The organism is Virgibacillus sp. Bac332, from assembly GCF_003667785.1.
GTDB classification, from domain to species: domain Bacteria; phylum Bacillota; class Bacilli; order Bacillales; family Amphibacillaceae; genus Virgibacillus; species Virgibacillus salarius.
This window is the reverse complement of sequence record NZ_CP033046.1, coordinates 1,832,399-1,855,186: the sequence shown is the minus strand read 5'-3', so window position 1 is coordinate 1,855,186 and position 22,788 is coordinate 1,832,399. Positions and strand designations below refer to the sequence as shown.

Genomic DNA, 22,788 nt, shown 5'->3' with positions numbered 1-22,788 from the left:
AAAAAATCACGTATATGTATTTTATCGTTAATAGATTTATTTCAGCAAACATAAACTAATTGGAAGAAACAAAAATGGATACATTCTTAATAACTTAGAGATAAAGGAGTCGTTGTATTTTGCCAAAACGATATTGGTGGGTCATCATAACATATGTACTTGTACAATTCTCAGGAGTTATTTTTATCCCACTTCTATATGCATTGTTACCGATTAATCAGATAGACGCGTTTGTTTACTGGTCGCTGATTAGCTTTATAGCAGGAGTAATTATTGTCTTACAATTAATGAAACCAGACATGAAACAAGGAGTAAATCAACGAGATGCTGCTTCTACTGGAAATGTGATTCTTTGGTCTATTCTCGGTGTATTCATGGCATATTTCGCACAGGGAATCGCCGGATCAATTGAAGTGAAGCTGTTAGGTATTGGACAAGATTCGGAAAACACACAGGCAATTATGGATGTGACTCGTATGTCACCACTGTTTATGATAATTCCTATGTTTGCCGCTCCAATCCTGGAAGAAATCATCTTCCGTAAAATTATTTTCGGACGACTGTATTTACGGACAAACTTCTTCATTGCAGCACTTTTATCCGCGCTCATTTTCGCGGTTATTCATGGTGAGCCTGAGCATATACTTGTATACGGTTCGATGGGCTTAGTGTTTGCGTATCTTTATGTAAAGACAAAGCGTATTATTGTACCAATTATTGTTCATATGGCTATGAACTCATTAGTCGTACTTATACAATATAACATTGACCCAGAGGAATTAGAAAGACAGTTAGAAGAACTACAAACCATTTTCATGCTACATTAATACGAAATGTTGAGTAAGGATTTATTATGGAGGCTTTATAAATGAAGATTTCACCGAAGACCATGGCGATTATTTATTTTATTATGGGAGTATTCTTTACGTACATTGCCATTCTGAGTGCAGATGATACCATCTGGAATGTGACCACAATTATATTAGCAATATTTGCTACACTTGAAATAGGCGTTAGTATTCGTTTAATGTCCTTACATTTTCGCCTTAAACATAAAAAGAAGGAATAGCAGTGTATTATGCTGCTTTCCTTCTTTTTTCATGGGTGCTTTTATTTAACCGCCTTTAACTTCTCCAACCAAGCTTCTTTTTGTTTTATTTTTTGTTCCATCGTTGTATAGCGGATAACAAACATATCGGAATCCTTCACAAACACGCGGGCAAGTTCCTCTTGATCATATTGCAGTGAGTCATTAGTAATAGCAAATTCATAGAACCCTTCTTCGTTTGTTACATCCATTTGCTCAAATTGAAGCTCTCCATCAATCATATCACTCAAGTTACCTTCCATGTTTGTAATGAAGTTTTTAACTCCGATCAAATCTTTTCCATCTTCATAATAATGAAGCGTCAGTAATTCAGTATAATTCTCAAAGGTTTCTCCAGAAACTAAAAATTCAACAATAGCCTCCCCTGATTCCTCTGCATAGTTTCCAAGCTCCCATTTATCTTCACTAAATGGCATCTCTAAACTTCTAATTTCTTCTACATAGTTACCTTCCATCACAGGCTCTGCTTCCCCAGCCTCAATTACTTCTCCATTCTCGTCCAAATTAACCGTTTCGCCGATTTCACTGCTATAGATTTTCCATTCCCCATTATCCGGCTTCAATATATGAACACCTGTTGTTTGATTGTTTTGGTAATCAGGGCCTTCCACTTTCATATTCGTCTGCGTATAAGCTAACCTTGCTTCAGCTGCTGACTTTTCTTCTACATGTACATCCGTTAATGTAATATCTAATGTATATGCTTGTAGGCTATTTATTAGCTCCTTTGTTGTATCATAACCAGGGGACTCAGGATGAATGGTTTTCATATGGCCTTGTAAATCCTTATCCATCATTGTTTGAATATTTTCTTCTAGAACTGCCTTTAAGGTATCATCTTCTGGAATAGTAGCTTCTGCTTTTGGTTCTTCACTAGCTTTGGCAACTTTTTCACTATCACTACTGTCCTTAGCACCACATCCGACTATGAATATAAGGCTAAATATAAAAATAAATAGTAGTGATTTCACCTTCTTCAACATACAATTTTACCTCCTGATTTATGTAATAAGTAAGAATCCCTACTTAGCATAGCTCATGCATATGTATAAAGACAGACGTCTTTATACCCAAAAAATATTCTGAAAATACAGGCTAAAGGTTCTATAAAATTAATGTATTACCAATATATTCCTAAATTAGACGCAAAAAAATACAATAAATTGGAAAAATAATGCAATTTATATGTCATAACACCTGTTTAGTTTCTGGGTATTACTCTAAAAATCACCGTAAAAAAGAAAAAATAATACCTTACAGATCATGTGAAACTTCTATCTACTGAGAATTTTGTTCCCCACGGTACCACAAGAGTATGACCTAAAGGTCTTTGAATCAATCGGACATTTACTGCCAATCGATCCCCGACTTATCCATATTGGTTTCTCTTTATTGCTTGAAGTGGGGTATTGCTGCTAGTTATATGGTAGGATAAAACAATTATAATTAATGACCAGTAGACATTGTTGTCCTCATGAGTGGGTTCAAATAGAAATGTACGACTGGAGCAAGCAATCATGGTGAGCTTGCGAGCCAATGTTGACTTAGCATAGGGCGATTCGTGAAGTCGCCTCGTTTCTGGGCGCTGTAACTAGACGCCGACCCAACACGCTTATATCTACATGGGCTAATTTTATAACTATAAGAAAAACTGAGCAAAATTCGCTCAGTCCTTATCACTACATGCTCAGATTTACGCTTCCTCTAGTAGCTATTATGGAATCACTCCGGCTGCCCACTTCCCTTTCCGTGGGGTTTGTCCTTCAGCTAACTTTTTTAGCAAAACCCGCTCAAAAAAGTGGATCTTCAGGTCAAACATTTCCCACAGGAGTTGAAGTGGCCGGCCTTCGCTATTATCAGGCTCTACAACGCTAGCATGAAGTAACACAGCTGCTTTTATACTCACGGATAACGATTTTCACTTTACCCATTGTAAAAAAAGTCAACCTATTACTTATGACAAGAATTGTTGCACATTCTCATAGCGGAGACTAATTACGTAGACTCCTGCGGGATTAGCGCGAGCCGAAAATCCACTTTGCAACGTGGTCTTCTTTGCAAAGTTAGTTGAGGCCGTGCCCGCGGAAAGCGAAGTAATTAGTCGGAGCATTGCCAATATACACAAACATTTCAAAATAACTACTTGGCTTAACGCAGTCATTGCACTGATTTTATACTTTCTTAACTTACAAAAAAAGAAACCCTATCTAGGTTTCCCAGCTTGTTTCTGATTTCATTTTTCCTTAAGAGCAAAAAACTACTTACTTTTGCTTTTCCAATCAAGAAAGAAAATATACATTGAAGCGTTGCCCATGGAAAACGACGCTTCATCAAATACTGCTATTTCACTATTAAAACGCTCCTTAAGTAATACAGAATCAATGTTTAATCTGTCTACACAAAGTAAAACTTCAATCCGTGGGGGATTTGTTTATCCCCACGGATTATTCGTAAAACCAATCGGACATTTACTGGCAGTCGATCCCCCGCTTAATCCGTATTATTGCTTGAATTAAGATCTTACTGAGTTATTAGCGAGATAAAGGAGAGCATATCAAAAACGCTTCTCAGTAGCTTTAATTACCATCAAGAGGCTTCGCTTATTCTAGACGATTCGTTTCTAAAGGATAATGTTTTAAGAAGTAAACAAGTGCTTGTAGCTCAACCGCTAAATCAATATGATGAACACGAATATGTTCTGGAACCGTAATCCTCGCTGGAGTGAAATTTAAAATCCCCGTAATCCCTTGCTCCACGAGTCGATCGGTGATTCCATCCGCTTCACTAGCAGGGATTGTTAAGATTGCCACCTTTACACCAGCTATCTTGTCTTCTAAATCTGCAATATTATATACAGGTACATCACCAATCGTAGTTCCAACCTTATCGGGATCACTATCGAACGCCATCTTTATTAATATATTATTATTTTTCATAAAATTATAATGTAAAAAGGCAGTACCTAGATTACCTACGCCAATTAGTGCAACATCCGTTGTTTCATCCTGATCGAGCGTCTTACGAAAAAATCCCAATAGGTATTCGACATTATAGCCATATCCCTTTTTACCCAATGCACCAAAATAAGAAAAATCTCTGCGAATGGTAGCAGAATCGACTTTTACCGCATCACTTAATTCCTTGGAGGACACCCTTTTTTTGCCCTGGTGATTCAAATTATTTAAAAATCGATAATACAATGGCAAGCGTTTAGCAGTTGCTTGAGGTATTTTATTTTGATCCATGGTCATTCCTTCTTTCCTTACGATAATAATCTCCAGATTTACCACCTTGTTTTTCGATTAAAAATGTCTGGCCGATGGTCATCCCTTTATCAATCGCTTTGCACATATCATATACTGTCAATGTAGCAGCAGACACAGCAGTAAGAGCTTCCATCTCAACACCTGTAATTCCTTTCGTTTTCACAGTGGCATCAACAATTAATTCATATGTATCATGTGACGTATCCCACTGAAACGAAATATTAACGCCCGTTAATGGTAACGGATGACACATTGGAATAAAGTCTGGTGTCTTCTTTGCTGCCATAATACCTGCAACTTGTGCAACTGCAAGTACATCCCCTTTTTTTATAGCATTTCCAATAATCGCCTCATAAACTTGTTTGTTCATAAGGATACTGGATCTAGCGATTGCCATACGATTCGTTTCTTGCTTATCACTAATATCCACCATATGCGCCCTACCCTGTTGATTAAAGTGTGTAAAATCTGACATTTGCCCAACTCCATTGCTTTGAACTCCATCTCTATTCTAGCAGAAAAATGGAAATAAGTCGTGATCGTTTTCACAATTATATTGCTTGCGTTCATGTAATTAAGATACACTAGTATGGATGAGGTGAAAAGCTATGATACTTATGCAAATGAATGGACTTTCTAAGGCATTTGGTGCTGATGAGATTCTATCGAATATAAAAATGGAAGTAAAAGACAATGATCGTATTGCTATTGTAGGTAGAAATGGAGCTGGAAAGTCTACACTATTAAAAATAATGGCTGGTGAACTCAGCTATGATGATGGTGAGCTTTTCCAGCCTAAGGATTTAACAATCGGTTACTTATCACAACATATGTCACTTGAATCAAATCAAACCATTTGGGATGAAATGCTCGCTGTATTTACGGAATTAAGAAAACAGGAAGAAGAGCTACGTCTCCTTGAAAAGCAAATGGAACAAACGACTAACCATTCAACTGACAGCTATGAAAAATTATTGGATCAATACGATAAACTACAACAGGTCTTTCAAAGGAATGGCGGATATACCTATGAAGCAGATATAAAAGCTGTTTTAACTGGCCTAGATTTTCATCATTTTGACTACCAAACACCAATTGAAACACTAAGTGGTGGTCAAAAAACTAGATTGGCACTAGGAAAACTGTTATTAAAGAAGCCACAGTTACTTATTTTAGATGAACCAACAAACCACTTGGATATTGATACATTAAATTGGTTAGAAAACTATCTAATAAGCTATCCTGGAGCTATCATCATCGTCTCCCACGATCGTTATTTTCTAGATAAGACCGTATCCATCGTTTATGAGATTTCCAGACATAAAACGAAAAAATATCATGGTACGTATAGTAAATTTTTAGAACAAAAAGCTTTGGATTTTGAAAAAGACCTAAAAGAATATGAAAAACAACAATCTGAAATTAAAAAAATGGAGGATTTTATTCAACGAAATATTGTACGTGCGTCTACAACCAAGCGTGCCCAAAGTAGGCGGAAGCAGTTAGAAAAAATGGACAAGCTTGATCGACCTTTAGGAGAAGAATCTTCTGCTTCCTTTTCATTTCATATCGACAAAAGAAGTGGAAATGATGTCTTAAAAATCAATGATCTGTCCTTTCGTTATGATGGTGAAGATAATGACTTATTTCACCATGTAGATCTGCACCTAAATCGTGGTGAAAGTGTTGCTTTAGTAGGACCTAATGGAGTTGGTAAAACTACGTTATTAAAAGTTATATTAGGTAAACTGAAGGCTGCAAAAGGTAACATTCAGCTCGGAACAAATGTTCAAATTGGTTATTATGATCAAGAGCAGGCAAATTTAAACTCTTCAAAAACGGTATTGATGGAACTCTGGGATGATTATCCGACGATAAATGAAAAAGATATACGCACCGTTCTTGGTAACTTCTTATTTTCAGGAGACGATGTCTTAAAGCCAGTGAATGCATTAAGTGGGGGAGAAAAAGCAAGACTGGCATTATCTAAATTGATGATGCAAAAAGCCAATCTGCTTATACTCGATGAACCGACAAACCATCTTGATATCGATAGTAAGGAAGTACTTGAAGCTGCTTTAATCGATTATCCAGGTACGATACTTTTTGTTTCTCATGATCGCTATTTTATTAACAAAATTGCTGATCAAGTGATCGAAATGCAAAGATCCAATACGATGCTTTATTTAGGGGATTATGATTATTATCTAGAGAAAAAAGCAGAAGAGGCAGAAATACAAAGATTACAGCAAGCTGAAGTAGTTAAACAAAAGTCAACAACTGAAAAAAAGCGGAGCTACAAGGAAGAAAAGCAATTAAAAAGTGAAAGACGCAAGAAGCAACGACGAATTGCTGAACTCGAGGAAGAAATTGAAAAACTAGAGTTAGAAATCAATCAGATAGAAGATAAAATGACACAGCCAGAAATTTTCCAAGATCATGAAAAGGCACTTGAATTAACTCAAGAGACGCAAAATCGAAAACAGCATATCGAACGATTAATGGAAGAGTGGGCCGAGCTACAAGAGGAATAATCGATTTAAAAGAGCGCCCCAACATAGTAATCTAGATGAAACAAATCCGAGCTATATTCCGAATATACGAAGTTATATTTCGAAAAATAGCTCGGGTTTTTTATCATTTTTTGAATACAATGATTAGGTGGTTTACCGAAGTATGAAATAGAAAGAATAGTCAACCTTAGATGGATAAATTGCTCGAGTCTACATAAAGCGTCCCATATCCTAGATTTCGATGATGATATGCCACATCTGCTTGTAAATAAAAAGCTACATGATCGCAATTTTATATCATGTAGCTTTTTTAGATGACCATATTTATTTGAATAGATAATCATTTTGAATCGAGTTTTCCACAGCTATTCGATAAATCACGCCAAAGCCAAGCATTGTGGATAATACGGAACTGCCTCCATAACTTATCAACAATAACGGAATTCCTGTAACCGGCATAATTCCTATTGCCATCCCAACATTTTGAAACACGTGGACTAACAGCATACTCAGGTAGCCAAAACAAATATATGCAGCAAACGGCGAATGCTTATAAATAGCGAGCCCAATCGTAACTAACTTATATAGCAACATAAAATATAGAAAAATGACAAGCGCACTGCCGACAAAACCAAAGCTCTCTCCAATGATGGAAAAGATAAAATCGGTTTGTGCTTCTGGGAAATTAACCTGAGGTGTCCCAAGCCCTTTTCCAAATAATTGCCCTGAACCAAGTGCCATAAAAGCCTGGTCAAAATGCCATGTAGCATCACTTGTTTGTTGCGTAGGATCAAACCACGTCATAATTCGATCAATCTGGTACGCCTGATCGTCTCCAACAATTTTCTTTGCTAGATCCGGGAACTTTACAATAAATCCTAATACAGCGCCAAGTATCGCTGAAATACTAACAATTAGGAACGTAATAATTTTCCAATCAATTCCCGATAATATAATAATCATTCCTGCAATGAATAGATACACCATTGCCGTACCAAAATCAGGCTGTTGCATAATTAAAAAGACGGGAGCTCCAACTACTGCAAGAATTTTAACTAACATAAGTATGTCTGACTTTACGGTCGGTCTTTCAAATTTTTGCTTATGGCTGTGGATAACAGCAGCCATGTATATAATGGTCGTTATTTTCGTAAACTCAGCGGGCTGTAACGAAAGTCCAGGAAGCTGGAACCAACTTTTCGCATTATTGACAGGCTTTGCTATCGCCTCAGGACTAATTAACAACACAGCAAGCACAAGTACACCAAATCCATATATGAAGACACTAGCCTTCTGTATTTGCTCAATATCTAAATACTGTATGGCAGCTACAATACCAACACCTATTGTAAACCAAACAATTTGTTGCAAGACAAAGTTCTTACCATATTGATCCAATTGCTGGGCGTTGTAAATAGCAAGTAAGCTGACACATACAAACAAAATAAATAAGATAATTAAATCATTCTGTATATAAAAGGACTGTTTCTTAGACACTGCTCAATCACCAAATTTCTCTAACATCATTAAATGTTGTATAGTTATCCACAAGCTCAAAAGTGAATAACATGCATTATATTGCTATTAATAAAAAGATATGCACATTATCCACACGTTTTTATGCAGTTTTCCACAATTTTACCCACTTTCAACATGACTATCTGACAGACTTCAAAGAAGTTATGAACATTTCTGTGACAAACTGTGGATTACTTTAAAAGCAACGAAGGTCTTGCATTTAATTCAAGCCCTGAACGTCTACCTTGTTCAAAAGCAATTGTCCCTGCAGCAGCAATCATTGCAGCATTATCCGTGCAAAGGTTTAAAGGAGGTATTAATAACGGAATACTAGTCTTTGCAAATTCCGCTTCCAACGCATTACGTAACCCTCTGTTAGCTGCTACACCGCCTGCAATAATAACCTGTTTAACGTCAAACTCCTTTGCTGCACGAACCGTTTTTGTAGTTAATACATCAATCACACTAGCTTGAAAGCTAGCTGCTATATCCTCTTTTCTAAGTTCTTTTCCACGTTGTTTTGCATTGTGAATGGTATTAATAACAGAAGACTTCAGCCCACTAAAGCTAAAATCATAGCTATTTTGCTCTAACCAAGCTCTAGGAAAATCGATTGCTTCTTCTCCTAGTTCTGCCAGCCGGTCAATTTGCGGGCCACCTGGATAAGGCAATTGCAACATACGTGCAACTTTATCATAGGCTTCTCCTGCAGCATCATCCCTTGTTTCGCCAATTAATTCATATGCTCCATGTGATTTCATAAGAACAAGTTCTGTATGACCACCAGAAACGATTAATGCAAGCAAAGGGAATTCAAATTCCTTTTCTAACCGATTTGCATAAATATGTCCAGCTATATGATGTACACCAATCAACGGTTTTTGTTTAGCAAAAGCCAATGCTTTAGCAGCATTCACACCTACTAATAAAGCACCTACTAAACCTGGCCCTTCCGTAACTGCAATCCCATCAATATCTTCCCATACCGTATTTGACTGTTGTCGTGCTTCTTCCAGTACATACGTTATTTGTTCCACATGATGACGGGAAGCTATTTCTGGAACTACTCCGCCAAATCGTTTATGACTATCAATTTGTGATGCAACGACATTGGCAAGAATTTCTCTTCCATTTTTTACAATGGCTACTGCAGTTTCATCACAACTTGTTTCAATTCCTAATAGTATTGTGTCTTTTTTCATGTTAAATTCACCCACATTACAATTGCATCTTCCTGATTATCTGTATAATAATTTTTACGAATGCCGCCTGATACCAACCCAAATTTACGATATAATTTTTGTGCTACCATATTCGATTTACGAACTTCTAAAGACAGACGACTGACTCCTTTCATTATCGCATATCGAATAGTATAGTGGAATAGTTTTTCTCCTAATCTTCTCCCTCGAAAAGATGGCATAATAGCAATATTCGTAATTTGTGCATCATCCAGGACTATCCACATACCTACATAACCGACAATAGTATCGTCAAGCTCCATCACAAAATAATATGCATGTGGATTATCGGTAATCTCCTGATAAAAAATGTCTGTCGTCCATGAAGTGGTAAAAGATGCCTTTTCCACTTCCATTACTTGTTGAACATCAGCTACTTCCATTTTTCGTATTGCTACGTTACTCATTCGCTTGCTTTTCCCTTTGTTGCTCAAGCCATTTCGCTTCTGCTTCTGCAAGTCTGAGGTAATTTGGAGTCAACGTATGTGTAGAATCAATGGGTTTATCTTTAGATGCTAATATCAAATGAGAAGCCCTAGGTAGATGATAGGTAGGTTCTGGAATCATGGCATTTATTCCCACTATCCGTTCAATAGCTTCCTGATGAATATGCATGTCAGGACTTAAAAACAAAACAGGCTTGTCATAAGCCTTAAGCTTGTTTAATAAATCCTCCATGGAGATATTTGATTCAGGTACAATCTCTTCCATAATCGTACCTTGCCACTGATAGGTACTGGAATAAACCATTCCCCTTCTAGCATCAAAAAAAGGACAAATAAGACCATTAAAAAATCGCCCTTGATATGCAAGGACTTCCAAACTAGAAATGCCCACTATTGGTATATTCAGTGCCCAGGCCATTGTCTTTGCTGTAGACAACCCAATTCGAACTCCTGTAAATGATCCAGGACCTTTTGCAACAACAATTTGCTCTAATTGATCAGGCATTAATCCAATATCTTTCATTAATTGATCAATTGCTGGCATTAAACGTACGGAATGATTCTTCGCTAAGTTTGTATTTATTTCGCCAATGATTTGCTCATTTTGTTGAATAGCGACACTCATTACTTGGTTCGAAGTATCGATAGCAAGTATGTTCATGTAAATAACTCCTCATTCTGCTAAATTATAACTGTAGTTCATTTAGAACGTATTTAAAATGGTCACCCCATGCAGTAAATGCTAATTCTCTCGAATGTTCATTAATGTATGAAATAGTTATTTCTAGACGATTTTGTGGTAAGTAATTTTGAATAAATCTTGCCCATTCAACGATACAAATACCGTCTCCATTAAAATATTCATCAAACCCTATGTCCTCATCTGAATGTTCTAATCGATAGACGTCCATATGATATAACGGCAGTTCGCCTTCATACTCTTTAATAATCGTAAATGTTGGACTTGTCACATTTCGTTTTACTCCTAGTCCAACTGCAATACCCTTTGTAAAAGTTGTCTTTCCAGCTCCAAGGTCACCTTCAAGCGTAATAACATCGCCTGGCTTAAGTAATATCGCAAGTTTTTCAGCAAGCTGTATTGTTTCTTCTACTGTATGAGTTGTAATTTGATATGTATCCAATAAATCCACCTACTTTAAATGTGTGTACCCCTGCTTTGGTAAAGTGTAATTCCTACCATCCTTATTGATATATACCTTTCCACTTGTATCCTCGTTTATAACTTTACCTATTTTCGTTATTCTAACAGGTAATAATTTAGCTACGCTCTTTAACTCCGACCAGTCCGCTGACGGAACAGTACCTAATAATTCAAAATCTTCCCCTCCAAAATATTTCCAGTTATATTGTAAATCAGAAGGAAATTGATTATATGTCTCATGAACTGGAATTCGATTATCCTCTAATTGAATAGTTACCCTTGAAGCTTCCGCAATTTCTGCTGCTTCACTTGCAATGCCATCACTCACATCATTTAATGTGATTCGAGTAAACTTCTGCAAATGAGCTGCAAAATCGATTTGAGGTGTGGGTAGTTGATGCCTTTTAATAAAATACGCTGCGTTATCGTAGGAGCTTGGATTTGTCAGAATATGAAAGCCTGCTTGTGAATCACCTAATGTACCCGTTACAAATACAATATCTCCAGCTTTAGCAGTATGACGATAGCGAATTTTATCATGATCAACATAACCAATCACAGTAATAGATAAAGATAGTTCTTTGCCCGATACTGTGTCTCCACCAATTAAGTCCATGTGGTATTTCCCAGCCATTTTCTTCATGCCAGCAAAGATCTCAGCAATTTCTATTTCGGTCCAAGTCTTAGGAATAACAATAGAAGCTAGATAAAAAGCAGGAGTTGCTCCCATTGCAGCTAAATCACTTAAATTTGCTGCTAAAGCCCGAAAGCCTACATGAAAAGGCTCCATCGTATCCCTTCGGAAATGGACTCCTTCTACAAAAGTATCAACTGCCGTTACAATATCTGATGCAGATTGACGTATAACAGCTGCATCATCCCCAATACCTTTGATTAAAGTAGGCTGGCTATAATATGTTTGTTTTATTGAATCAATTAATGAAAATTCATCCATTTACAAGTCACACCAATTTCTTTTTAAGCTATATTTTATGATAGCAAAAAATGTTGAAAAATGAAAAAGGAAACCATACTAGATTGGAAATAACATGAAGTAGATAAGGATGGATATTTTACTTGATTCGGGGCGACAGCTTCTTGATGAAAATTCCTATTAAATATAAAAAACACACGATTTTCAATAATGAAATCCTGTGTCTACCTTTATAATATTAGTGGCGGTCCGGACGGGACTCGAACCCGCGACCTCCTGCGTGACAGGCAGGCATTCTAACCAACTGAACTACCGGACCAATTTATTCAACTATAATAATGTTATTCAGTGTAGTTAGATGAAACGTTTTGGTTACATTTTACAGTACTATTGATATTCAATTAACCAATATAGTTAATAATGTAATTTGGTTGCGGGAGCAGGATTTGAACCTGCGACCTTTGGGTTATGAGCCCAACGAGCTACCAGACTGCTCCATCCCGCGATATGATTATAACTTGGCCTGGCGGCGTCCTACTCTTGCAGGGGCAAAGCCCCAACTACCATCGGCGCTGGAGAGCTTAACTTCTGTGTTCGGCATGGGAACAGGTGTGACCTCTCCGCTATTGCTACCAGACCTAAAAGTGTAGATCGTTCTGTGTTGTTTCAGAACGTCCTTCTTCTTAAGGACAAGTTATATTATATGCAGTTTCCTGAGAAAATGCAAGGATTTTTTTGTACCCTAAAAACTAAATAAGAGATCATTCAACGACAACCAAAAGAAGTTAGTTAAGTCCTCGATCGATTAGTATCCGTCAGCTCCACGTGTCACCACGCTTCCACCTCGAACCTATCAACCTCATCATCTCTGAGGGATCTTACTCACTTGAAGTGATGGGAAGTCTCATCTTGAGGGGGGCTTCATGCTTAGATGCTTTCAGCACTTATCCCTGCCACACGTAGCTACCCAGCTATGCTCCTGGCGGAACAACTGGTACACCAGCGGTGTGTCCATCCCGGTCCTCTCGTACTAAGGACAGCTCCTCTCAAACTTCCAACGCCCACGACGGATAGGGACCGAACTGTCTCACGACGTTCTGAACCCAGCTCGCGTACCGCTTTAATGGGCGAACAGCCCAACCCTTGGGACCGACTACAGCCCCAGGATGCGATGAGCCGACATCGAGGTGCCAAACCTCCCCGTCGATGTGAACTCTTGGGGGAGATAAGCCTGTTATCCCCGGGGTAGCTTTTATCCGTTGAGCGATGGCCCTTCCATGCGGAACCACCGGATCACTAAGCCCGACTTTCGTCCCTGCTCGACTTGTAGGTCTCGCAGTCAAGCTCCCTTCTGCCTTTACACTCTGCGAATGATTTCCAACCATTCTGAGGGAACCTTTGGGCGCCTCCGTTACCTTTTGGGAGGCGACCGCCCCAGTCAAACTGCCCGCCTGACACTGTCTCCGAACCGGATCACGGTCCTGGGTTAGAAGGTTCGTACAGCCAGGGTGGTATCCCACGGATGCCTCCACGTAAGCTAGCGCTCACGCTTCGATGGCTCCCACCTATCCTGTACAAGCTGTACCAACATTCAATATCAGGCTACAGTAAAGCTCCACGGGGTCTTTCCGTCCTGTCGCGGGTAATGTGCATCTTCACACATAGTATAATTTCACCGGGTCTCTCGTTGAGACAGTGCCCAAGTCGTTGCACCTTTCGTGCGGGTCGGAACTTACCCGACAAGGAATTTCGCTACCTTAGGACCGTTATAGTTACGGCCGCCGTTTACTGGGGCTTCGGTTCTACGCTTCGCACAAAAGTGCTAACGCTTCCCCTTAACCTTCCAGCACCGGGCAGGTGTCAGCCCCTATACTTCGCCTTTCGGCTTCGCAGAGACCTGTGTTTTTGCTAAACAGTCGCTTGGGCCTATTCACTGCGGCTCCTCGGCAGAGGAGCACCCCTTCTCCCGAAGTTACGGGGTCATTTTGCCGAGTTCCTTAACGAGAGTTCTCCCGCTCACCTTAGGATTCTCTCCTCGCCTACCTGTGTCGGTTTGCGGTACGGGCACCTATGAACTCACTAGAGGCTTTTCTTGGCAGTGTGAAATCAGGAACTTCGGTACTCTATTTCCCTCCCCGTTACAGCTTGAAATCGTCGAACGGATTTGCCTATTCGACTTCCTCACTGCTTGGGCGCACACATCCATCGGTGCGCTTTCCTTATCCTTCTGCGTCCCCCCATCGTTCAAACGCTCATGAGGTGGTACAGGAATATCTACCTGTTGTCCATCGCCTACGCCTTTCGGCCTCGGCTTAGGTCCCGACTAACCCTGAGAGGACGAGCCTTCCTCAGGAAACCTTAGGCATTCGGTGAAAGAGATTCTCACTCTTTTTTCGCTACTCATACCGGCATTCTCACTTCTAAGCGCTCCACCAGTCCTCACGGTCTGACTTCACAGCACTTAGAACGCTCTCCTACCATTGTTCGTAAGAACAATCCGCAGCTTCGGTGATACGTTTAGCCCCGGTACATTTTCGGCGCAGAGTCACTCGACCAGTGAGCTATTACGCACTCTTTAAATGGTGGCTGCTTCTAAGCCAACATCCTGGTTGTCTAAGCAACTCCACATCCTTTTCCACTTAACGTATACTTTGGGACCTTAGCTGGCGGTCTGGGCTGTTTCCCTTTCGACTATGAACCTTATCACCCATAGTCTGACTCCCAAGGCAAAGTAGCTGGCATTCGGAGTTTGACTGAATTCGGTAACCCGGTGAGGGCCCCTAGTCCAATCAGTGCTCTACCTCCAGTACTCGTTCCTTGAGGCTAGCCCTAAAGCTATTTCGGAGAGAACCAGCTATCTCCGTGTTCGATTGGCATTTCACCCCTACCCACACCTCATCCCCGCATTTTTCAACATACGTGGGTTCGGGCCTCCAGTCAGTGTTACCTGACCTTCACCCTGGACATGGGTAGATCACACGGTTTCGGGTCTACGACCGCATACTATGTCGCCCTATTCAGACTCGCTTTCGCTGCGGCTCCGTGTCTTCCACTTAACCTTGCATACGATCGTAACTCGCCGGTCCATTCTACAAAAGGTACGCCGTCACCCATTAACGGGCTTCGACTACTTGTAGGCACACGGTTTCAGGTTCTCTTTCACTCCCCTCCCGGGGTGCTTTTCACCTTTCCCTCACGGTACTGGTTCACTATCGGTCACTAGGGAGTATTTAGCCTTGGGAGATGGTCCTCCCGGATTCCGACGGAATTCCACGTGTTCCGCCGTACTCAGGATCCACTCCGGAGGAAATTCTCTTTCGATTACAGGGCTCTTACCTCCTATGGCGGATCTTTCCAGATCGCTTCATCTAAAGAATTTCTTGGTAACTCCAATGGAGTGTCCTACAACCCCAGAAGGCAAGCCTTCTGGTTTGGGCTAATTCCGTTTCGCTCGCCGCTACTCAGGAAATCGCGTTTGCTTTCTCTTCCTCCGGGTACTGAGATGTTTCAGTTCCCCGGGTATGCCTCCTCTACCCTATGTATTCAGATAGAAGTACTGTTCCATTACGAACAGTGGGTTCCCCCATTCGGAAATTCCCGGATCAACGTCTACTTACGACTCCCCGGGACATATCGGTGTTAGTCCCGTCCTTCATCGGCTCCTAGTGCCAAGGCATCCACCGTGCGCCCTTATTCACTTAACTAGCTTTCTATGAATAAGCGTACTTATTTATCGCCTTAACTTTTGGTTTTCTAGCTTCCGCTCATAGCGATTAGCATGACTTCCTTCCTCTTCGTACGATAAGTCAACATCGATTCACTTACGTTTATCGTGTTTCCTTTATCTTCTGCGAGTCAGTCCAGTCTGTACATCGCTAAACATTCGCTTCCGCTTTTAGTTTGATGTCGTTGTTACTCTTATTTAGTTTTCAAGGTACAAACTTCCACAGGATGTGGTGACTTCTGCGTTCGTCACAGGACGTGACGGATCTTAACAGAAGATCCTTTCACCCTTGAGAGACATCATTTACTCTCTCAAAACTGAACCAAACAACCAAGTATGTCCTTACAAACCATTCGTAAAGAATGGTTCGCGTTCCGTAATTATCCTTAGAAAGGAGGTGATCCAGCCGCACCTTCCGATACGGCTACCTTGTTACGACTTCACCCCAATCATTGGTCCCACCTTCGGCGGCTGGCTCCAAAAGGTTACCTCACCGACTTCGGGTGTTACCAACTCTCGTGGTGTGACGGGCGGTGTGTACAAGGCCCGGGAACGTATTCACCGCGGCATGCTGATCCGCGATTACTAGCGATTCCGGCTTCATGCAGGCGAGTTGCAGCCTGCAATCCGAACTGAGAATGGTTTTATGGGATTTGCTTGACCTCGCGGCTTCGCTGCCCTTTGTTCCATCCATTGTAGCACGTGTGTAGCCCAGGTCATAAGGGGCATGATGATTTGACGTCATCCCCACCTTCCTCCGGTTTGTCACCGGCAGTCACCTTAGAGTGCCCAACTAAATGCTGGCAACTAAGATCAAGGGTTGCGCTCGTTGCGGGACTTAACCCAACATCTCACGACACGAGCTGACGACAACCATGCACCACCTGTCACTCTGTCCCCGAAGGGAACATCCTATCTCTAGGATTGGCAGAGGATGTCAAGACCTGGTAAGGTTCTTCGCGTTGCTTCGAATTAAACCACATGCTCCACCGCTTGTGCGGGCCCCCGTCAATTCTTTTGAGTTTCAGCCTTGCGGCCGTACTCCCCAGGCGGAGTGCTTAATGCGTTAACTTCAGCACTAAGGGGCGGAAACCCCCTAACACCTAGCACTCATCGTTTACGGCGTGGACTACCAGGGTATCTAATCCTGTTCGCTCCCCACGCTTTCGCACCTCAGCGTCAGTTACAGACCAGAGAGTCGCCTTCGCCACTGGTGTTCCTCCACATCTCTACGCATTTCACCGCTACACGTGGAATTCCACTCTCCTCTTCTGTACTCAAGTCCTCCAGTTTCCAATGGCCCTCCACGGTTAAGCCGTGGGCTTTCACATCAGACTTAAAGGACCGCCTGCGCGCGCTTTACGCCCAATAATTCCGGACAACGCTTGCCCCCTACGTATTACCGCGGCTGCTGGCACGTAGTTAGCCGGGGCTTTCTGGTCAGGTACCGTCAAGGTGCCGCCCTATTTGAACGGCACTTGTTCTTCCCTGACAACAGAGTTTTACGATCCGAAAACCTTCATCACTCACGCGGCGTTGCTCCGTCAGACTTTCGTCCATTGCGGAAGATTCCCTACTGCTGCCTCCCGTAGGAGTCTGGGCCGTGTCTCAGTCCCAGTGTGGCCGATCACCCTCTCAGGTCGGCTACGCATCGTCGCCTTGGTAAGCCGTTACCTTACCAACTAGCTAATGCGCCGCGGGCCCATCTGTAAGTGACAGCTAAAAGCCGCCTTTCAACTTCTCGTTATGCAACGAAAAGTATTATCCGGTATTAGCCCCGGTTTCCCGGGGTTATCCCAATCTTACAGGCAGGTTGCCCACGTGTTACTCACCCGTCCGCCGCTCGTTCCACAGGCGTCACCTCCGAAGAGGATCTGCCTGCTTCCCGCGCTCGACTTGCATGTATTAGGCACGCCGCCAGCGTTCGTCCTGAGCCAAGATCAAACTCTCCAAAAAAGTTTGTTCATAATTAACACCGTTAATTATGATGTCTTAGCTTACTCCAGAAGTTTCCTTCTGGTTATTTTTAAGAAAAAACAGTTGCATGTTTTTCTCTTGACATACTGGTTGTTTTGTTCAGTTTTCAAAGAGCAAATTAGTTTGCTGCTTTTTGCGACAGCAACTCTTTCATTATACCAGTTTGATCAACTCAAGTCAATAACTTTTTTCACTTAACTTTTTCGCTGTTCAAATTGGCGACTTTATTAATATATCATACCGACAATTTGTTTGTCAACACTTTTTTAAGTGATGGGCCTGAGTGGACTCGAACCACCGACCTCACGCTTATCAGGCGTGCGCTCTAACCAGCTGAGCTACAGGCCCCTAAAGGTAATGATTGGAGCGGGTGAAGGGAATCGAACCCTCGTCATCAGCTTGGAAGGCTGAGGTTTTACCATTAAACTACACCCGCGTTTATTAATATTTTAATATTTCGTGTCGATGGTCGGGAAGACAGGATTTGAACCTGCGACCCCATGGTCCCAAACCATGTGCTCTACCAAGCTGAGCTACTTCCCGGAAATTATGGCGCGCCCGAGAGGAGTCGAACCCCTAACCTCTTGATCCGTAGTCAAACGCTCTATCCAATTGAGCTACGGGCGCTTCTTAAAAGAATGTTCATTTTTATCATTTGTTTCAATTCACGATGACTGAATCACGCGAACAATTATAGATAATACACTAATATGGTTCTTATTTCAATACCTAAATTAAATTCTTTTAATTCTTATAATTATTTACCTTCATAGCTCATAGGTCATATCTGTAATGTTATGGATAAAACCAATTAAACCGAAAGCCAGAAGACGATTTTTATCATCTATTACTTCTATATTATAGTTAAATTGCAGGACGCAATTTTGAATCTGTGACTTTACTCTTTGAGTGCTTCTTAATTATTTATAGGCACAATTATATGTAACCGTCAATATGTTAGTTTCGTATTTATCTTTCCTGCATGATACATTTTTTAATTGCAAAAAATCATTGAATCGCATTATTCGCTTGTTAAAGCAGTATATTAATGGAAGAGTTAGGAGCATAACAACAAGAGCATAGCCATAGTCCAATTAGAACAAAACATCTACTCCAACAAAATATATGTTACCAATCAAATAAATCACTAAAATAAGTGACGACGATATAATATATTTTGTAATGAAAGAATATCGATTGTTTGTCAGCACTTTGACATGCTTTTTTCAGCGACATCTTCTCAATCGCAATAAGAATAAAATTGGAAATATCCAAGCTGCTGACGCCATTAAAAAGATCCTATTACTCAGGATCATAAATAATCCTCCTAATACGAATAAAAGAACACACTATATCTTTTCATTTTGATAGCCCCCATCATATATTACTGTAAGTATAAGAGCAAACGACTACTACAACAGTGTAAATTCCGTAGAAGGGACACATAGAGCTTTGAAGGACAAATTGACGGATTACAGGAGAGAGTCAATTCTAGAAAGAAGAAAAATTGTGAGTTACCTCTTTTTAAAACTACAATTGATGTGTATGGTCACTATTTCCGAACAAACAACGAGAAACAGCAGATCGGCTAGACGACTTCTTTTAAGAAATGGTGAATTTATGGTGAATAAATCATAAAAAAAACGCTCAAATCCTTAATGGAAATGAACGTATAAAAAAATACCAACCCTCTAAAAGTGTTGGTATGACTTGTTCTATGGATACGATGCGGTCGAGAGGACTTGAACCTCCACGGGTTATTCACCCACTAGGCCCTCAACCTAGCGCGTCTGCCATTCCGCCACGACCGCACATTTTGCAATAAATGACAGAAAATAAAAGGCTGTGGATTAACACAGCAATTCAATGCGGGTGGAGGGAGTCGAACCCCCACGTCCGAAGACACTAGATCCTAAGTCTAGCGCGTCTGCCAGTTCCGCCACACCCGCAAAAATACAAATGATGAGCCATGGAGGATTCGAACCTCCGACCCTCTGATTAAAAGTCAGATGCTCTACCAACTGAGCTAATGGCTCATGTAAAAAAACGAAAAATAAAAAAATGGCTGGGCTACCAGGATTCGAACCTGGGGTACACGGGATCAAAACCCGATGCCTTACCGCTTGGCTATAGCCCAACATCTGGCGGTCCGGACGGGACTCGAACCCGCGACCTCCTGCGTGACAGGCAGGCATTCTAACCAACTGAACTACCGGACCCAGCCTATTTATTTTTAAAAAAAGATGACCCGTACGGGATTCGAACCCGTGTTACCGCCGTGAAAGGGCGGTGTCTTAACCACTTGACCAACGGGCCATTAAAAAATGGCGGAGAAGGAGGGATTTGAACCCTCGCGCCGCTTACACGGCCTACACCCTTAGCAGGGGCGCCTCTTCAGCCACTTGAGTACTTCTCCATATGGCTCCACAGGTAGGATTCGAACCTACGACCGATCGGTTAACAGCCGATAGCTCTACCACTGAGCTACTGTGGAATAAAGTGTGAATCAATCGCAACGAAAAATATAATACAATATTTCAGTGTAATTGTCAACATTTTTCCGTTAAAATCTATTCGAAAAATATGTAAGTTGAAGTGCTGTATGAGACAGCCTATTTAATTTATCATGGATGACATATTTCGTCAATGGGTTATAGCGATATTTTTTTGCTTTTATAGTAAATAAATTCTCCCTTTGCATTTTCCACATCTAAATTTAGCTGTGTTTACCCTCCTCATACGTTTAAACTCATCATTACAACTAGTACACTTATAGACATATTTATACTTTTTTTGTGAAGGAAGTGGCTTACAATGCCTTGGAGATCCGGTGATTTTCAAAAGTTGCTTAAACGCCTGATCACGATGCCTATATCCTCTTCCTTCTATATGTAAATGATAATGACATAACTCATGTTTAATAATCCCGATAAATTCTTCCATGTCACTTTCCTGCATGTACTTCGGATTCAATTCAATTAACTTCTTATTAGGAATATATCTTCCACCTGTTGTTCGTAAACGAAAATTAAAAGCTACGTCATGTAAAAAGGGTTTATGAAAATATGTTAAAGATAATTTATTGACCAAATTAAATAAATCCTGATCATCCAGCAGCTCCATTATACCTATCTCCTTATCAATAAGCGATGTTAATATTCTAATATATAAATATTAACTTTGTACAGAAATGGGTTACTTCCTATATTATATAAATAAATTAAACTTACTCGTTATTTAAAATTATTGTAAATAAATATTGATTTTTACTTGGATTATATTATAATATAGATGTAGATAGATAAATACTTAGTTTAAGAGAGGAGATTTAATATTGAGTAATAAAAGAAATACCTTAACTACTGCCGCTGGAGCTCCAGTTGGAGACAATCAAAACTCCATTACAGCTGGACATAATGGACCTACATTACTTCAAGATTTTCATTTACTAGAAAAACTTGCTCATTTTAATAGAGAACGTATCCCTGAACGCGTCGTACATGCAAAAGGTGCTGGTGCACACGGATACTTTGAAGTAACAAATGATGAAATTTCAAAATACACAAAAGCTGATTTCCTTAGCGAAGCCGGAAAGCGTACTGACATGTTTATCCGCTTCTCAACCGTTGCTGGTGAACTAGGCTCTGCAGACACAGTACGTGACCCACGTGGTTTTGCAGTTAAATTTTATACGGAAGAAGGGAACTATGACTTAGTTGGAAATAACACGCCAATTTTCTTCATTCGTGATGCAATTAAGTTCCCAGACTTCATTCATACGCAAAAACGTAACCCGCAGACGCACTTAAAGGATAAAGATATGGTTTGGGACTTCTGGTCATTATCACCAGAATCACTTCATCAAATTACGTACCTTCATAGTGATCGTGGCATCCCGGCTACGTTCCGTCACATGAATGGATATGGAAGCCATACCTTTAAATGGGTAAATGCAAAAGACGAAGCATTCTGGGTTAAATATCACTTTATAAGTGAACAAGGGGTCAAAAACTTAGATCCAGAGCTTGCTGACAAGATCGCTGGTGAAAATCCTGATTATCACACAGAAGATCTCTTTAATGCTATTGATCAAGGTGACTTCCCTGCTTGGAAGCTTTACGTACAAATTATGCCTTACGAAGACGCCAAGACTTACAAATGGGATCCATTTGATGTTACAAAAATCTGGTCGAAAAAAGACTATCCACGTATTGAAGTAGGTCGAATGGTACTAAACCGTAATCCTGAGAACTACTTTGCTGAGGTTGAGCAAGCTGCCTTCTCACCTGGTCAATTCGTACCTGGTATTGAAGCTTCTCCAGATAAAATGCTTCAAGGTCGTCTATTTGGTTATTCAGATGCACATCGTTATCGCTTAGGAGCAAACCATCATCAAATTCCCGTAAACCGTCCAAAAAATGAAGTAAATAATTATCAACGTGATGGTTTCATGAATGTAAGTGGTAATGGTGGTAGCAAGCCAAACTACGAACCAAACAGTGTAGATGGACCAACTGAGGATCAGGCAACCAAAATTAATCCGTTTGAGGTTTATGGCGAAGCTAATAGCGTTTCCTATGACAGTGATGATCATTATACACAGGCCGGTGATTTATATCGTTTAATGACTGCAGATGAAAAAGATCGCTTAATTAAAGCATTTGTTGATCACATGAAGCCTGTTACAAAAGAAGAAATTAAGCTACGTCAAATCGAACACTTCTATAAAGCAGATCCTGAATGGGGCGAGCGTATCGCTGAAGGACTTGGCCTTAAAGTTCCAGAAAGCGTAAAATAAACAACTATGGCGCAAGCTCCCGAATAGAAACGTAGCGACTGGAAAGATTCAACTTAGATAAAGGAAGCACGGTGAGTTTGCGAGCCGATGATGACTTAGCT

At 40.6% G+C, this 22,788-nt stretch carries 15 protein-coding genes, 14 tRNA genes and 3 rRNA genes; 4 read left to right on the top strand and 28 right to left on the bottom strand.

Annotated features, from left to right (window positions below; all coding sequences use genetic code 11):
• Positions 1–119 precede the first annotated feature (119 nt).
• Entirely contained in the window at positions 120–827 is a 708-nt protein-coding gene (locus D9782_RS08940) for a CPBP family intramembrane glutamic endopeptidase (RefSeq protein WP_121604547.1), read from the top strand.
• A gap of 41 nt (positions 828–868) precedes the next feature.
• Positions 869–1,069 (top strand): YdiK family protein, encoded by a 201-nt coding sequence (locus D9782_RS08935; RefSeq protein WP_026680378.1) that lies wholly within the window; start codon positions 869–871, stop codon positions 1,067–1,069.
• A 41-nt stretch (positions 1,070–1,110) separates the two neighbouring features.
• On the opposite strand, the gene D9782_RS08930 is transcribed toward D9782_RS08935, so the two are convergent.
• The 4 genes from D9782_RS08930 to moaC all read right to left on the bottom strand — a co-directional run bounded on the left by D9782_RS08930 (position 1,111) and on the right by moaC (position 4,849).
• Positions 1,111–2,091: a hypothetical protein gene (locus D9782_RS08930; protein ID WP_026680377.1), complete on the bottom strand. Its 981-nt coding sequence runs from the start codon at positions 2,089–2,091 to the stop codon at positions 1,111–1,113.
• A 731-nt stretch (positions 2,092–2,822) separates the two neighbouring features.
• Positions 2,823–3,014, bottom strand: a complete 192-nt coding sequence (locus D9782_RS08925; protein ID WP_121604546.1) for a hypothetical protein — start codon at positions 3,012–3,014, stop codon at positions 2,823–2,825.
• 694 nt (positions 3,015–3,708) lie between these two features.
• Entirely contained in the window at positions 3,709–4,359 is a 651-nt protein-coding gene (locus D9782_RS08920; RefSeq protein WP_026680376.1) for a redox-sensing transcriptional repressor Rex, read from the bottom strand.
• Entirely contained in the window at positions 4,340–4,849 is a 510-nt protein-coding gene (gene moaC, locus D9782_RS08915; RefSeq protein WP_121604545.1) for a cyclic pyranopterin monophosphate synthase MoaC, read from the bottom strand. Before moaC ends, D9782_RS08920 begins: the two co-directional genes overlap by 20 nt.
• Before the next feature lie 133 nt (positions 4,850–4,982).
• Here moaC and abc-f point away from each other — a divergent pair, with 133 nt between their 5' ends.
• Entirely contained in the window at positions 4,983–6,908 is a 1,926-nt protein-coding gene (gene abc-f, locus D9782_RS08910; RefSeq protein WP_026680374.1) for a ribosomal protection-like ABC-F family protein, read from the top strand.
• 303 nt (positions 6,909–7,211) lie between these two features.
• Here abc-f and D9782_RS08905 read toward each other — a convergent pair whose 3' ends face one another.
• From D9782_RS08905 to D9782_RS08790, 24 genes are all read right to left on the bottom strand, one after another.
• A complete protein-coding gene (locus D9782_RS08905; protein ID WP_026680373.1) occupies positions 7,212–8,384 on the bottom strand; it encodes an FtsW/RodA/SpoVE family cell cycle protein in 1,173 nt (390 codons plus the stop codon).
• A gap of 212 nt (positions 8,385–8,596) precedes the next feature.
• A complete protein-coding gene (tsaD, locus tag D9782_RS08900; protein ID WP_121604544.1) occupies positions 8,597–9,607 on the bottom strand; it encodes a tRNA (adenosine(37)-N6)-threonylcarbamoyltransferase complex transferase subunit TsaD in 1,011 nt (336 codons plus the stop codon).
• Positions 9,604–10,053, bottom strand: coding sequence for a ribosomal protein S18-alanine N-acetyltransferase (gene rimI / locus D9782_RS08895; RefSeq protein WP_026680371.1), 450 nt, complete (start codon positions 10,051–10,053; stop codon positions 9,604–9,606). The genes tsaD and rimI overlap by 4 nt, the downstream gene beginning before the upstream one ends.
• A complete protein-coding gene (tsaB, locus tag D9782_RS08890; protein ID WP_026680370.1) occupies positions 10,046–10,753 on the bottom strand; it encodes a tRNA (adenosine(37)-N6)-threonylcarbamoyltransferase complex dimerization subunit type 1 TsaB in 708 nt (235 codons plus the stop codon). The genes rimI and tsaB overlap by 8 nt, the downstream gene beginning before the upstream one ends.
• Positions 10,754–10,778: 25 nt before the next feature.
• Entirely contained in the window at positions 10,779–11,234 is a 456-nt protein-coding gene (tsaE, locus tag D9782_RS08885) for a tRNA (adenosine(37)-N6)-threonylcarbamoyltransferase complex ATPase subunit type 1 TsaE (protein ID WP_121604543.1), read from the bottom strand.
• Positions 11,235–11,243: 9 nt separating this feature from the next.
• Positions 11,244–12,209: a thiamine-phosphate kinase gene (thiL, locus tag D9782_RS08880; protein WP_121604542.1), complete on the bottom strand. Its 966-nt coding sequence runs from the start codon at positions 12,207–12,209 to the stop codon at positions 11,244–11,246.
• Between the two features lie 221 nt (positions 12,210–12,430).
• A tRNA-Asp gene (locus tag D9782_RS08875) sits at positions 12,431–12,507 on the bottom strand.
• 109 nt (positions 12,508–12,616) lie between these two features.
• Positions 12,617–12,693: transfer RNA gene (locus D9782_RS08870), tRNA-Met, on the bottom strand.
• Positions 12,694–12,709: 16 nt separating this feature from the next.
• Positions 12,710–12,825: ribosomal RNA gene (rrf, locus tag D9782_RS08865) — 5S ribosomal RNA — on the bottom strand.
• A 148-nt stretch (positions 12,826–12,973) separates the two neighbouring features.
• Positions 12,974–15,892: ribosomal RNA gene (locus tag D9782_RS08860) — 23S ribosomal RNA — on the bottom strand.
• A gap of 410 nt (positions 15,893–16,302) precedes the next feature.
• Positions 16,303–17,868 (bottom strand): 16S ribosomal RNA (locus D9782_RS08855).
• Together the 16S, 23S and 5S rRNA genes with 6 tRNA genes alongside form the textbook arrangement of a ribosomal RNA operon.
• 295 nt (positions 17,869–18,163) lie before the next feature.
• Positions 18,164–18,237 (bottom strand) — tRNA-Ile (locus D9782_RS08850).
• Between the two features lie 14 nt (positions 18,238–18,251).
• Positions 18,252–18,325 (bottom strand) — tRNA-Gly (locus tag D9782_RS08845).
• A 30-nt stretch (positions 18,326–18,355) separates the two neighbouring features.
• Positions 18,356–18,432: transfer RNA gene (locus D9782_RS08840), tRNA-Pro, on the bottom strand.
• Between the two features lie 7 nt (positions 18,433–18,439).
• Positions 18,440–18,516: transfer RNA gene (locus tag D9782_RS08835), tRNA-Arg, on the bottom strand.
• Between the two features lie 1,100 nt (positions 18,517–19,616).
• Positions 19,617–19,700: transfer RNA gene (locus tag D9782_RS08830), tRNA-Leu, on the bottom strand.
• A 56-nt stretch (positions 19,701–19,756) separates the two neighbouring features.
• Positions 19,757–19,838 (bottom strand) — tRNA-Leu (locus D9782_RS08825).
• A 14-nt stretch (positions 19,839–19,852) separates the two neighbouring features.
• Positions 19,853–19,925 (bottom strand) — tRNA-Lys (locus D9782_RS08820).
• A 26-nt stretch (positions 19,926–19,951) separates the two neighbouring features.
• Positions 19,952–20,026 (bottom strand) — tRNA-Gln (locus D9782_RS08815).
• A 5-nt stretch (positions 20,027–20,031) separates the two neighbouring features.
• Positions 20,032–20,108 (bottom strand) — tRNA-Asp (locus tag D9782_RS08810).
• Positions 20,109–20,133: 25 nt separating this feature from the next.
• Positions 20,134–20,205, bottom strand: a tRNA-Glu gene (locus D9782_RS08805).
• Between the two features lie 9 nt (positions 20,206–20,214).
• A tRNA-Ser gene (locus tag D9782_RS08800) sits at positions 20,215–20,305 on the bottom strand.
• Between the two features lie 3 nt (positions 20,306–20,308).
• A tRNA-Asn gene (locus tag D9782_RS08795) sits at positions 20,309–20,383 on the bottom strand.
• 179 nt (positions 20,384–20,562) lie between these two features.
• Positions 20,563–21,012 (bottom strand): SprT family protein, encoded by a 450-nt coding sequence (locus tag D9782_RS08790; RefSeq protein ID WP_121604541.1) that lies wholly within the window; start codon positions 21,010–21,012, stop codon positions 20,563–20,565.
• 211 nt (positions 21,013–21,223) lie between these two features.
• Between D9782_RS08790 and D9782_RS08785 the strand changes: the two genes are divergently transcribed.
• Positions 21,224–22,687 (top strand): catalase, encoded by a 1,464-nt coding sequence (locus D9782_RS08785; protein WP_026682895.1) that lies wholly within the window; start codon positions 21,224–21,226, stop codon positions 22,685–22,687.
• Positions 22,688–22,788 lie beyond the last annotated feature (101 nt).

Excerpts from the sequence above, each read along its gene's own strand:
- tsaD (WP_121604544.1), bottom strand. The coding sequence starts at position 9,607 with ATGAAAAAAGACACAATACTATTAGGAATTGAAACAAGTTGTGATGAA.
- D9782_RS08920 (WP_026680376.1), bottom strand. The coding sequence starts at position 4,359 with ATGACCATGGATCAAAATAAAATACCTCAAGCAACTGCTAAACGCTTG.
- moaC (WP_121604545.1), bottom strand. The coding sequence starts at position 4,849 with ATGTCAGATTTTACACACTTTAATCAACAGGGTAGGGCGCATATGGTG.
- D9782_RS08930 (WP_026680377.1), bottom strand. The coding sequence starts at position 2,091 with ATGTTGAAGAAGGTGAAATCACTACTATTTATTTTTATATTTAGCCTT.
- D9782_RS08790 (WP_121604541.1), bottom strand. The coding sequence starts at position 21,012 with ATGGAGCTGCTGGATGATCAGGATTTATTTAATTTGGTCAATAAATTA.
- rimI (WP_026680371.1), bottom strand. The coding sequence starts at position 10,053 with ATGAGTAACGTAGCAATACGAAAAATGGAAGTAGCTGATGTTCAACAA.
- D9782_RS08935 (WP_026680378.1), top strand. The coding sequence starts at position 869 with ATGAAGATTTCACCGAAGACCATGGCGATTATTTATTTTATTATGGGA.
- tsaB (WP_026680370.1), bottom strand. The coding sequence starts at position 10,753 with ATGAACATACTTGCTATCGATACTTCGAACCAAGTAATGAGTGTCGCT.
- thiL (WP_121604542.1), bottom strand. The coding sequence starts at position 12,209 with ATGGATGAATTTTCATTAATTGATTCAATAAAACAAACATATTATAGC.
- abc-f (WP_026680374.1), top strand. The coding sequence starts at position 4,983 with ATGATACTTATGCAAATGAATGGACTTTCTAAGGCATTTGGTGCTGAT.